Raw genomic sequence first — 11,939 nt, forward strand, 5'->3', positions numbered from 1 at the left:
GCATGGAGTCCGTGAGCAAACAGCAAGCACCGACGCAGCGGTCCGACGCCGCCGAGGCGTCCGAGACCGGCGGCGTGCGCAGCGTGCAGCGGGCCATGGACATCCTGTCGCTGCTGACCGAGACCCGCCCGGTGGTGAGCATCCGGGAGATCGTCGAGGCGACCGGGCTGGCCAAGACCACCGTGATCCGGCTGGTGCAGACCCTGGAGCAGGCCGGCCTGCTCTGGGCCACCGACAAGGGCTACACCGCCGGGCCGGGGCTGTGGCGCTGGGCGCACCTGGCCAAGCGGGCGTGGGAGCTGCCGCCGGAGACCCAGCAGATCATGCGCGACCTGGCCGCCCGGCAGCGGGAGACGGTCAACCTGTACGTCGCCCGCGACATCTACCGGGTGTGCGTGGCGCAGCAGGAGAGCCCGCAGCCGCTGCGGCACGTCGTGCAGGTCGGCGACGAGCTGCCGATGTGGGCCGGCGCCTCCTCCAAGGTGCTGCTGCGGGACGCCACGCCGGCGCTGCTGACCCGGGTGGCCCGCAGCTCCCCGTACGGGGAGTCGCATGTGGACACCCTGCGCGGCTGGGTCGACGCCGTCCTGACCACCGGCTACGCCACCAGCGCCGGCGAGCGCGAGGCGGGCCTGTCCGCCGTCGCCGTACCGGTCACCGGCCGGTCGGTGGCGGTGGTCGCCGCGCTGTCGCTGAGCGGCCCGACGATCCGCTTCACCGACGACCGGATCGCCGAGTTCGTCGACGACCTCAAACGCGTCGCGGCGCGCATGTCCGAGCGGGGCTTCGACCATCCCCTCGCGACGGTCTAAGGGAGTACGCGCATGCCTGACCGACCGCTCAGCGGTGTCCGGGTCCTCGACCTGACCAACGTCCTCGCCGGGCCGTACTGCAGCTATCAGCTGATGCTGCTCGGCGCGGAGGTGGTCAAGGTCGAGCTGCCGGGCCACGGCGACCTCGCCCGCGGCCTCGGCCCCGAGCCCGAGCTCAACGCCGCCGGCATCGGCGCCTCGTTCCTGGCCCAGAACGCCGGCAAGAAGTCGGTGGAGCTCGACCTCAAGGACGCCGGCGACCGGGCCCTCTTCGAGGACATGCTGCGCGGGGCGGACGTGCTGCTGGAGAACTTCCGGGCCGGGACGCTGGGCCGGATCGGCTACCCCTGGGAGCGCCTGCGCGACATCAACGACCGGCTGGTCTACTGCGCCATCTCCGGCTTCGGCCAGAGCGGCCCGATGAGCCAGGCACCGGCGTACGACCAGGTCATCCAGGGCCTGTCCGGGATGATGAGCATCACGGGTACGTCCGAGACCGCCCCGCTGCGGGTCGGCTTTCCGGTCTGCGACTCGGTCGGCGGGCTGGCCGCCGCGCTCGCGATCGCCGCGGCGCTCGCCGGCCGGGCCCGCACCGCGCGCGGCAGCTACCTGGACGTGTCCATGCTGGAGGCGTCCCTGTCCGCCATGGGCTGGACGGTCTCGAACTACCTCGTCAGCGGCGTGCCGCCCGAGCCCATGGGCGACCAGAACGCCACCGCCGCCCCCTCCGGCACGTTCGACACCGCCGACGGCCCGCTGAACATCGCGGCCAACAAGCAGGAGCAGTTCGCGACGCTCTGCCGCCTGGTGGGGCGCGAGGACCTGCTGACCGACGAGCGGTTCGCCGACCGCGACTCCCGCAAGCGGCACCGGGCCGCGCTCAACGAGCAGGTGAACGCCGCGCTGCGGCAGCGGTCCGCGGTCGAGTGGGAGAAGCTGCTGTCCCAGGCGGGTGTCCCGGCCGCGCGGATCCTGACCGTCCCGGAGGCGGTCGAGCTGGACCAGCTGCGGCACCGCGGCTTCCTCACCGACCTGGCCTTCCCGGACGGGTCCGGGCGCCGGCTGCGGGTCAGCGGCAACGGCGTCCTGGTCGACGGCGCGCCGCTGCGCCCCACCGGGCCGCCGCCGCTGCTGGGCGAGCACAACGCCGAGCTGCGTCATCCCGCCACCTCCGGGGAGCCGGCATGACCGAGATAAAGGACGTCGCGGACTGGTGGGCGACCGCGGTCTCCCGGGTCGAGCCCGGCGTGATCGAGCTGCGCGGACGGCCCATCCAGGAGCTGATCGGCACGGCCAGCTTCGTCTCGGTGATCTGGCTGCTGCTGCGCGGGCAGCCGCCCACCCCGGCACAGGAACGGCTGCTGGAGGCCGCCCTCGTCGCCTCCGTCGACCACGGCCCGCACGCCCCGTCGATCGCGGCGGCCCGGATCGCGGCGACCTGCGGCGTCGGCCTGAACAACGCGGTCGCGACCGGCGTCAACCTGCTCGGCGACACCCACGGCGGCGCCGGCCAGCAGTGCGTCGAGCTGCTGGAGGAGGTACGGCGGCGGGCCGCCGGCGGCGCGGACCTGGACGCGGCGGCCGCCGGCGCGGTGGCGGCCTGGCGCGCCCACACCCGCTACGTGCCCGGCTTCGGGCACCGCTTCCACCCGGTCGACCCGCGCCAGGAGCCGCTGCTGTCCCTTGTGGACGGCGCCGTCGCCGAGGGCACAGTGGACGGTGACTTCCTGCGCGCCGGCCGGGCGGTGGAGGCGGTCCTCAACCGGGGCCGGTCCCGCCGTATCCCGATGAACATCGACGGCTGCACCGCGATCATCTACGCCGAGCTGGGCTTTCCCGCCCCGCTCGCGCGGGGCCTGTTCGTGCTCGGGCGCACGGTCGGGATCCTGGCCCACGCCTGGGAGGAGACCGGCCAGGGCCGGCGCAACAAGGGCCCGATGCCACCGGCGATCCTGCCCACGTATCTCACCTAGCTGGAAGGAGCATCCATGCCGAAGCGCCGTTCCACCATGCTCAGCGCGGCCCTCGGCGCCGCGCTCACCGCCGCCGTCCTGCTGCTGAGCACGGCGATCCCCACCACCGCCAACAAAGCGGCCGACCGCCCCGAGGACCGGGGCGCGCAACACCTCGGCTACGCCGACTACGGCGTCTGCCGGGGCGTCAACCCCTCCTGCTACCACGACTGGGGCAACGTCGACCCGGCGGCCGGGTACCGGGTGCTGGTCTACAGCCGCACCGTCGGCCCGCGCCACGCCCACCTGGGCCCGGCGCTCGGCGCCGGCCTCAACCCCCCGACGACCGAGGCGCACGCCGCCGTCAACGCGCTGCGCAAACTCGGCGCCGACAACGGCTTCGCGGTCGACTGGACCGAGGACGTCACCCAGCTGTCCTCGGCCGGCTCGCTGCGCCGGTACAACGCCGTCATCTTCATGAGCACCACCCGCGACACCCTCGACGACAACGCCCAGACCGCGCTGATGCAGTACGTCCGGAGCGGCGGCGGCTTCGCCGGCGTCCACAACGCGTTCGGCACCGAGTACCACTGGAAGTACGAGGGGCTGCTCGGCGGCGCGAACTTCTACGACCACGGCCCGTACCAGCCGGGCGTGGTGCGGGTCGAGAGCCGCCGGGACGCGTCCACCGCCGGCCTGCCGCGCCGGTGAGACTTCGCCGACGAGTGGTACAACCTGGTGCCGTTCCCGTCGCAGGTGCGGGTGCTGGCCACTGTGGACGAGGACACGATGCTGCGCGGCACCCGGGGCAGCCTCGGCCACCCCGGGCACGGCGACAGCCACCCGGTCAGCTGGTGCCAGTACTACGACGGCGGCCGGTCCTGGGTCACCACGCTCGGCCACGCCGTCGACGCCTGGACCGACGCCCCGACCGAGGGCGACGCGTACTTCCTGGCCCACGTCCTCGGCGGCATCGAGTCCGCGATGGGCCGCGCGCCGTTCTGCCGTTAGCGCCCGTATCGACGAGGGGGTCGGCTCAGCCACGGCCGGCCCCCACGTCGGCGGAGGTGAGCACCTCGAAGTGGCGCAGCATCCGCTCGGCGTCCGGGGCCACCCCGGCGAAGAGCCGGAACGCCTCGGCGGCCTGGAAGACGACCATGCCGCCGCCGCCCAGGGTCCGGCAGCCGATCTCCCGCGCCCGGCGCAGCAATTCGGTCTCCAGCGGCCGGTAGATGATGTCCACGACCCACAGGTCCGGCCGCAGCAGCCGCACCGGCAGTGGCGTTCCCGGGTACGCCGCCATGCCCACCGGTGTCGCGTTGACCAGGCCGTCCGCGCCGGCGAGCCGCTCGGCCAGCAGCTCGGGCCCGCCGCCGTCGACCCGGTCGGCCCCGAACCGGTCGACCAGCGCCGTCACCAGGCGGCCGGCCCGACCGGCGTCCGCGTCGACGACGGTGAGCCGGTCGGTGCCGAGCCACAGCAGCGCGTGCGCGACGGCCGCGCCCGCCCCACCGGCACCGAGCAGCACCACCCGGCGCGCCGCCGCACCGGGCAGCCCCTGCTCGAAGCTCTTGGTGAAGCCGTACCAGTCGGTGTTGTAGCCGACCGACACGCCGCCGGACCACACCACCGTGTTCACCGCGCCGATCGCGGCCGCGTCCGGCGACATCTGGTCGAGGTGGTCGACGGCCGCCTGCTTGCACGGGTGGGTGATGTTCAGCCCGCGGAACCCGAACCGGCGCGCGGCGGCCATCAACTCCCCCACCGCCCCGGCGGGCAGCCCCAGGTCGGCGATGTCGATCACCTGGTACAGGTAGCGCAGCCCCTGGTGGTCCGCCTCCCGCTCGTGCAGCGGTGGACTCAGCGACGTGCCGATGCCGGCCCCGACCAGCCCGACCAGGAACCGCTCGCCCGTGCCCGGTGCGTCCAACGCGTCTCCAAACCGGTCAATGTACGAACCAGTACGTTAGTTATACTGCCCCGGTGAACCCGCACCTGTCCATCGCGACGGTCTGCCTGTCCGGGACCCTGGAGGACAAGCTGGCCGCCGCCGCGGCCGCCCGATTCCACGGCGTGGAGATCTTCGAGAACGACCTCGTCGCGTCGCCGTGGTCCCCGCGCCAGGTACGGCAGGAGTGCGCCCGCCGCGGCCTGTCGATCGACCTCTACCAGCCGTTCCGCGACTTCGAGGCGGTCCCGCCCGACGTGTTCGCGGCCAACCTGCGCCGGGCCGAGCGGAAGTTCGACGTACTGGAGCAGCTCGGCGCCACCACGATGCTGGTCTGCTCGTCGGTGTCGCGGGACGCCGTGGACGACGACGACCTCGCCACCGAGCAGCTGCACGCGCTGGCGACCCGGGCCGAGCGGCGCGGCCTGCGCATCGCCTACGAGGCCCTGGCGTGGGGCCGGTTCGTGAACACCTACGCGCACGCCTGGCGGATCGTGCGGCGCGCCGACCACCCCGCCCTCGGCCTGTGCCTGGACAGCTTCCACGTGCTGTCCCGGGCGACGACCCCGCCGGCATCCGGGTCGTGCCCGGCGCCAAGGTCTTCCACCTGCAACTGGCGGACGCGCCGCGCCTGTCCATCGACGTGGTCGAGTGGAGCCGGCACCACCGGCTGTTTCCCGGCCTCGGCTCGTTCAACCTGGCCGGCTTCGTCGGCCAGGTCCTGACCACCGGCTACGACGGCCCGCTGTCCCTTGAGGTGTTCAACGACGTCTACCGGCAGGCGGACCCCCGGCACGCCGCCATCGACGGGATGCGCTCGCTGCTCGCCCTCGAGGTCGTCGTATTCTTCGAGGTGGTCCAGCGCATCGGCGGGTACACCGGCTACGGCGACGCCGGCAGCGCCCCGGTACGCATGGCGGCCCACCGGGAGCGCCGGCTGCTCACGCTGCGGGACGCGCCCCAGGGTGCGCCTGGCCGCCACCGGCATCGAGGTGCTGGACGTCGAGCTGGCCCGGATCAGCCCGGAGCAGAACCCGCGCGACTTCCTGCGGTTCCTGGAGGCGGGCGCGGAGCTCGGCGCCCGGCACGTCATCACCCAGCTGCCCGATCCGGACCGGGTCCGCAAGATCGACCGGTTCGCGCAGCTGTGCGAGCTGGCCCGGCCGCTCGGCCTCACCGTCGACCTCGAGTTTCCCTCGTGGACCGAGACGCCCGACCTGCGCGAGGCCGTCCGCGTACTGCGCGGCGCCGACCAGCCCAACGCCGGCATCCTGGTGGACCTGTTGCACTTCGCGCGGTCCGGGTCCAGCGTGGCCGACCTGCGCCAACTGCCCACCGAGTGGTTCCACTTCGTCCACGTCTGCGACGCGCCGGCCGGGGTGCCCGCCACCAACGAGGGCCTCATCCACACCGCGCGCTTCGAGCGGCTGTTCCCCGGCGAGGGCGGCATCGACGTGCACGGGATCCTCGCCGCCCTGCCGCCCGGCCTGCCGTACGCCCTGGAGATCCCCCGGGCGACGCTCGTGGCGCAGGTCGGCGGGAAGGAACACGCCCGGCTGGCGATCGCCACCGCCCGCGGCGTCCTGGACCGTGCCACCCTCGAACGTGCGGCACAATGACCCGATGACGGCACCTGCCCCGCCCGACCGCCAGCGGGACGCCGAGCGCACCCGGGGCGAGATCCTCGCCGTCGCCACCCGCGAGTTCGCCGACCGCGGCTACAACGGCGCCCGGGTCGACGAGATCGCCGCCCGCACCCGCACCACCAAGCGGATGATCTACTACTACTTCGGCGGCAAGGAGCAGCTCTACGTCGCCGTGCTGGAACAGGCGTACGCCGAGATCCGCGAGGCCGAGCAGACCGTCGACGTCGGCCACCTCGACCCGGTCACCGCGATCCGCCGGCTCGCCGAGATCACCTTCGACCACCACGAGGCGCACCCGGACTTCATCCGGCTGGTGAGCACGGAGAACATCCACCGCGCCGAGCACCTGGCGCAGGCGCCGGGCCTGGTCACCCTGAACACGCCGGCCATCCGGCTCATCGGCGACATCCTCGAACGCGGCCGGGCCGCGCGGCTGTTCCGGTACGACGTGGACGCCATCGACGTACACATGATGATCAGCGCGTACTGCTTCTTCCGGGTCGCCAACCAGCACACGTTCGGCACCATCTTCGGCCGCGACCTCATGGCCCCGGCCGCCCGGGACCACTACCGCGCCATGGTCGGCGACATGATCGTCCGCTACCTCACCGACACCGGTGCCGGCTGACCACCCCTCACCCTAGGCGGCCAGGTGGGTCGGCCGGCCGGCCAGGAACGTGGCGGTGACCGGGATGTGCCGCAGGTCCTGCGGTGCCACCTCGCCGGGGTCGGTGCCGACCACGATCAGGTCGGCCGGGTCGCCGACCCGTACGCCCGCGCGCCCGCCGCTGGCCGCGCGCAGCGCCTCGGCGAGGGGGATCGCCTGCTCCGGATGCCACGACGGCCGGCCGTCGTCGGAGCGGGTGACCGCCGAGGCGATGCCGTCCCACGGGTCCAGCGGCGACACCGGCGCGTCCGAGCCGATCTCCAGCCGGGCGCCGGCGGCGAGCAGGTCGGCGTACGGGAAGGCGCGGCCGGTGCGCCCGGCCCAGTGCCGGTCGGCCACGTCGCGGTCGTCCGGGGCGTGCGCCGGCTGCACACCGACGGTCAGGTCGAGCGCCGCGAACCGGGCCAGGTCGCCGGGGTGGACCAGCTGGGCGTGCTCGATCCGGCCGGGACAGCCCACCCGGGCGAACGCGTCGAGGGCGATGGCGGTGGCATGGTCGCCGATCGCGTGCACCGCGGGCAGGATGCCGTGCCGGTACGCCCGGTCCATCAGCGGGACGAGCTCCTCCGGCGGCAGCTCCAGCCGCCCGTGGAAGGCCGTCCCCGGGTACGGGTCGTGGCAGTACGCGGTGCGGGTGTTGAGCGACCCGTCCACGAACAGCTTGTACGGCCCGACCGTGAGCAGCCCGTCCGTCTCCCCGATGGGGTCGCCGGTGCGGTGGCCGCGGGCGATGGCGTCGTCCAGCACCGGCCGGGCGATCACGCACTCCACCCGTACGGCGGGCGGGCCGGCCGCGAGCCGCCGGGTCCAGTCGGTGACCGTGTCGGCGTACTCGAAGTCGCGGATCCCGGTCACGCCGCGCGCCGCCGCCGCGGCCGCCGCCTCCAGGACCCAGCGGTCCAGCAGCTCCACCGGCGCCGCGGGCAGCGCCGACGTCGCCTCGTAGCAGTCGTTCTCGACCAGTACGCCGGTCGGGTGCTCCCACCCGATCAGCCGCAGCGCGGCCGGGCTGAGCCACAGCGTGTGCAGGTCGGCGCTGAACAGTGCCACCGGCTGGCCGGGCAGCGCCCGTTCCAGCAGGTCCTTGTGCGGCGCGTCGGGCCACAGCCCGTCCCGGAAGCCGGCGCCCATGAGCACCTCGCCGGGGCCGGCGGGCGGCTGGTTGGCCAGCAGGTCGACGACCGCCCGGGCGGAGGTCGCGGCGTCCAGCGGCACCCGGCGCCGGTGGCTGGCCCACTGCGCGGCGTGCACGTGCGCGTCGACCAGGCCCGGCAGCAGCGTCCCGCCGCGCGCGTCGATGACCCGGGCGCCGCCGGCCGGCTCGCCGGTGCCGATCGCGGCGACGACGCCGCCGGCCAGCCGCACGTCGACCAGCGGGCCGCCCAGCCCGGCCCGGACCCGGCGCAGCAGCACGTCCATCAGGTGCCCTCCCAGCCTCGAACGATCCGATGTCGATCTTTATTTGGTCGCACCACCATATGCGGGCCCGTTAGCGTGTGCGCCATGAGTGTTGATCCGGTGGCGCACAACCGGGCCGCCTGGGACCTTCAGGTCGAGCGGGGTAACGAGTGGTCGCGGCCGGTCTCGGCGCAGACGGTCGCGAAGGCGCGGGCCGGCGACTGGTCGGTCGTGCTGATCGGCTACGAGCCGGTGGACCGGTCCTGGTTCCCGGCCGAGCTGGCCGGCACGGACGTGCTGTGCCTGGCCTCCGGCGGCGGGCAGCAGGGGCCGACGCTGTCGGCGGCGGGCGCGCGGGTCACCGTCCTGGACAACTCGCCGCGCCAGCTCGAACAGGACGCGACGGTCGCCGCCCGGGACGACCTGCCGTTGCGCACCGTCCTCGGCGACATGAGTGACCTGTCGGCCTTCGCCGACGCCTCCTTCGACCTGGTCTTCAACCCGGTCTCGAACCTGTTCGTGCCGCGGCTCGCGCCGGTGTGGCGGGAGTGCTTCCGGGTGCTGCGCCCGGGTGGGGCGCTGCTGTGCGGCTTCGTCAACCCGGACGTCTACCTCTTCGACCACGAGTCCCTGGACACCCGGGGCGAGCTGGTGGTCCGGCACCGGTTGCCGTACAGCGACCTGACGCACGTCCCCGCCGACGAGCGCGAACGGCTGTGGGGCGCGGGCGCGCCGCTGGAGTACAGCCACACCATGGCCGAGCAGGTCGGCGGCCAGCTCGCCGCCGGCTTCGTGATCACCGGGTTCGCCGAGGCGCCGCACCACGCCGACGCCACCGCGGGCTGGCTGCCCGGCTACTTCGCCACCCGGGCGGTCAAGCCGGGCTGACCAGGGCCCCGCGGCCGTGCCGTGTCGTTCATGTCCACGAAACGGGGCGGGGGCGCTCTCGGCGCAGCACCATGCGGGCGGCCCGGCGGGTGCCGAGGATGGCGGCGTGCTTGTCGACACCATCAGCGCCGCCGCGCGCGAGGCGGCCGCGGCGGCCGAGCGCGCCGCCGGGGTACGCGTGCGCGAGCTGGCCGACCGGGCAGAGCTGCGCGCGGCGTCGGAGCTGCTGCGCGCCATCTGGCGGCCGGCGGGCGGCGAGCCGCTGCTGGCTCCGGACCTGATGCGGGCGATGGCGAAGGCCGGCTGCTACCTGGCCGGCGCGTACGACGGGCCGGCCCTGGTCGGCGTCTGCGTGGGCTTCTTCCACCCGCCCGCGGACGCCGCCCTGCACAGCCACGTGGCCGGGGTGGCGCCGCACGCCCAGGGCCGGGGCATCGGGTTCGCGCTCAAGGCGCACCAGCGGGCCTGGGCACTCGAACGCGGCGCCAGCACCGTCTCCTGGACCTTCGATCCGCTGGTACGCCGCAACGCGTACTTCAACATCGCGCGGCTCGGCGCCGGGGTCGCCGAGTACCTGACGAACTTCTACGGTCCGATGGAGGACGCGCTCAACCGGGGCGAGGAGTCGGACCGCGTACTCGTGCGCTGGGACCTGTCGGGCACGGGCCCGGCGGCGGTCGCGGACGGCGCGGACCCGGCGGTCGCGCTGTCCGAGGGGCCCGACGGGTGGCCGGTGCTGGGGCGGGTGGACGCCGCCCGGGTACGGGTCGGCGTGCCCTCGTCGATCGGCGCGCTGCGCCGCGACGAGCCCGGCGCGGCGCGGGCCTGGCGGGCGGCGCTGCGCGAGGTGCTCGGCGGCCTCCTGGCCGAAGGCGCGGCGGTCACCGGCTTCCACCGGGCCGGCTGGTACATGATCACTAAACCCGAGACAGGCCCTAACCTGGGGTGATGCAGCCCCAGACCGGGCCCGAGCGCCGGCTCGACCTCACCCGGATCCTCGACAACCTGGGCGCCACGCTGCTGGCGGCGGCCGGCGGCGACCCGCGCACGGCGGGCCCGGTCGGCGGTGTCGCGATCTACGACCCGGTCGACGAGCCGGTGCTGCCGCCCGGCGCGCTGGTGCTGGGCGTCGGCGTGACCGGCGCGGACCGGGTCGCGGACCTGCTGCGCCGGGTCGCCGCGCAGGGCGCCGCCGCGCTGGTGGTGCGCGCGCCGGTCGAGGTGGACGGCGGTGTGCGGCAGGCGGTCGCCGAGACCGGCGTGGTGCTGCTCGGGCTGGCGCCGGGCGCGTCGTGGGCGCAGATCCACGCGCTGCTGCGGTCGCTGACCGCCGAGGCCGAGCCGGCCGGCCTGGACGCGTTCGCCGGCGACGACCTCTTCGCGGTGGCGAACGCGATCTGCGCCCTCATCGACGCGCCGGTCACCATCGAGGACACCGAGTCGCGGGTGCTGGCGTTCTCCGCCCGGCAGGACGAGGCCGACCACATCCGGATCGAGACCATCCTGGGCCGCAAGGTGCCGGAGCCGTACGCCCAGAAGGACGCCGAGCGCGGCGCGTTCCAGCGGCTGTACCGCACGGACGGGCCGGTCTTCCTGCACGCGATCGAGTCGGGCCACCCGGACGGCACGCTGCCCCGGGTGGCCATCGCGGTCCGCGCCGGGCAGGAGCTGCTCGGCTCGATCTGGGCGGCGGTGCGCGGCCCGCTGACCGCCGACCAGGCGCAGGCGTTGTCCGACTCGGCCAAGCTGGTCGCCCTGCACCTGCTCAAGCTGCGGGCCGGCACCGGCGTCGGTCAGCGGCTGATGGCCGAGCTGGTCGCCGCGGTGCTGCAGGGCGGGCCGGAGGCGACGCGGGCGGCGGCCCGGCTGGGCCTGGAGGGCACGCCCGCGGTGGTGGCGGCCATGGGGCTCGCGGAGCCGGCCGACGCCGGGGCGCCGCTGGATCCCGTCCTGTCGGCGCGCCGCGCGACCGATCTGCAGCACGCCAGCGACGCGCTCGCGCTGCACCTGTCGGCGGTACGGCCGGGTGCGGCGGTGGCGCTGCTGGAGGGCGTGGTGTACGCCGTCCTGCCGGTGGGGCCGCGGGCCGCCCGACCGTCGTCCGGCTCGGGCGGCGACGGCGACCACGACGAGGCCGAGGAGCGGGCCGTACGGCTGTGCCAGGAGTTCCTGGACCGCACCGGCGCCCGGGTACCCACGCTGATCGGCGTCGGCCGGGTGGTGAGCACCGCGGTCGAGCTGCGCCGGTCCCGCGACGACGCCGAGCGGGCGCTGCGGGTGCTGCGTACCACCGGTGGCCGGAAGGTGGTGCGGGCGGCCGACGTGGAGGTGGACGGGCTGCTGCTGGACCTGCGGGACCTGGCCGAGGCGCGCGGCCGCGGCCCGGTCGGCCCGCTGGCCCGGCTGGCGGCGTACGACGCGGCGAAGGGCACCGCGCTGTTGCCCTCGCTGCGCGCCTGGCTGGACGCGCACGGCGACGTCATCGTGGCGAGCACCGCCGTGCACGTGCACGAGAACACGTTCCGGTACCGGTTGCGGCGCATCGCCGAGATCGGCCAGCTCGACCTGGCCGATCCCGAGGTGCGGTTCGCGACCGCCGTCCAGTTGCGCGTCTTCGAGCTGAGCTAG

General features: G+C 74.7%; 10 protein-coding genes and 3 pseudogenes. 11 read left to right on the forward strand and 2 right to left on the reverse strand.

Annotated elements, in window-relative coordinates; translation table 11 throughout:
- Positions 1 to 11 precede the first annotated feature (11 nt).
- From Prum_RS46810 to Prum_RS46825, 4 genes and pseudogenes are all read left to right on the forward strand, one after another.
- Positions 12 to 812 carry an IclR family transcriptional regulator gene (locus Prum_RS46810; RefSeq protein WP_246278803.1) on the forward strand — a complete coding sequence of 267 codons (801 nt, stop codon included), beginning with the start codon at positions 12 to 14 and terminating at the stop codon, positions 810 to 812.
- Between the two features lie 12 nt (positions 813 to 824).
- On the forward strand, positions 825 to 2,000 hold the full coding sequence (locus Prum_RS46815) for a CaiB/BaiF CoA transferase family protein (protein WP_173085891.1): 1,176 nt from the start codon (positions 825 to 827) through the stop codon (positions 1,998 to 2,000).
- Complete coding sequence (locus Prum_RS46820) at positions 1,997 to 2,785, forward strand: citryl-CoA lyase (protein WP_173085893.1); 789 nt, start codon at positions 1,997 to 1,999, stop codon at positions 2,783 to 2,785. The genes Prum_RS46815 and Prum_RS46820 overlap by 4 nt, the downstream gene beginning before the upstream one ends.
- A 36-nt stretch (positions 2,786 to 2,821) precedes the next feature.
- Positions 2,822 to 3,775, forward strand: a pseudogene (locus tag Prum_RS46825) (ThuA domain-containing protein).
- 25 nt (positions 3,776 to 3,800) lie between these two features.
- Here the strand turns inward: Prum_RS46825 and Prum_RS46830 are convergent.
- Complete coding sequence (locus Prum_RS46830; RefSeq protein ID WP_173085895.1) at positions 3,801 to 4,694, reverse strand: shikimate dehydrogenase; 894 nt, start codon at positions 4,692 to 4,694, stop codon at positions 3,801 to 3,803.
- A gap of 143 nt (positions 4,695 to 4,837) precedes the next feature.
- On the opposite strand from Prum_RS46830, the pseudogene Prum_RS55640 reads away from it, so the two are divergent.
- The 4 genes and pseudogenes from Prum_RS55640 to Prum_RS46845 all read left to right on the forward strand — a co-directional run.
- Positions 4,838 to 5,212: pseudogene (locus Prum_RS55640) on the forward strand (sugar phosphate isomerase/epimerase family protein); the annotation flags it as partial.
- Between the two features lie 143 nt (positions 5,213 to 5,355).
- Positions 5,356 to 5,475: pseudogene (locus Prum_RS55645) on the forward strand (hypothetical protein); the annotation flags it as partial.
- A gap of 202 nt (positions 5,476 to 5,677) precedes the next feature.
- Positions 5,678 to 6,331: a sugar phosphate isomerase/epimerase family protein gene (locus Prum_RS46840; protein WP_173085897.1), complete on the forward strand. Its 654-nt coding sequence runs from the start codon at positions 5,678 to 5,680 to the stop codon at positions 6,329 to 6,331.
- A 4-nt stretch (positions 6,332 to 6,335) separates the two neighbouring features.
- The gene (locus tag Prum_RS46845; RefSeq protein WP_173085899.1) at positions 6,336 to 6,986 is read left to right on the forward strand and encodes a TetR/AcrR family transcriptional regulator; all 651 of its coding nucleotides are present in this window, start codon (positions 6,336 to 6,338) and stop codon (positions 6,984 to 6,986) included.
- Between the two features lie 12 nt (positions 6,987 to 6,998).
- Here the strand turns inward: Prum_RS46845 and Prum_RS46850 are convergent, their stop codons facing one another.
- Positions 6,999 to 8,444: an amidohydrolase gene (locus Prum_RS46850; protein ID WP_218577935.1), complete on the reverse strand. Its 1,446-nt coding sequence runs from the start codon at positions 8,442 to 8,444 to the stop codon at positions 6,999 to 7,001.
- An 84-nt stretch (positions 8,445 to 8,528) separates the two neighbouring features.
- Here Prum_RS46850 and Prum_RS46855 point away from each other — a divergent pair, with 84 nt between their 5' ends.
- The 3 genes from Prum_RS46855 (at position 8,529) to Prum_RS54295 (ending at position 11,939) form a co-directional block, all read left to right on the forward strand.
- The gene (locus tag Prum_RS46855) at positions 8,529 to 9,311 is read left to right on the forward strand and encodes a class I SAM-dependent methyltransferase (RefSeq protein ID WP_173085901.1); all 783 of its coding nucleotides are present in this window, start codon (positions 8,529 to 8,531) and stop codon (positions 9,309 to 9,311) included.
- Between the two features lie 106 nt (positions 9,312 to 9,417).
- A complete protein-coding gene (locus Prum_RS46860; protein WP_173085903.1) occupies positions 9,418 to 10,260 on the forward strand; it encodes a GNAT family N-acetyltransferase in 843 nt (280 codons plus the stop codon).
- The gene (locus Prum_RS54295; RefSeq protein ID WP_173085906.1) at positions 10,260 to 11,939 is read left to right on the forward strand and encodes a PucR family transcriptional regulator; all 1,680 of its coding nucleotides are present in this window, start codon (positions 10,260 to 10,262) and stop codon (positions 11,937 to 11,939) included. The genes Prum_RS46860 and Prum_RS54295 overlap by 1 nt, the downstream gene beginning before the upstream one ends.

This window comes from Phytohabitans rumicis (genome assembly GCF_011764445.1).
In the GTDB taxonomy this organism is placed as follows: domain Bacteria; phylum Actinomycetota; class Actinomycetes; order Mycobacteriales; family Micromonosporaceae; genus Phytohabitans; species Phytohabitans rumicis.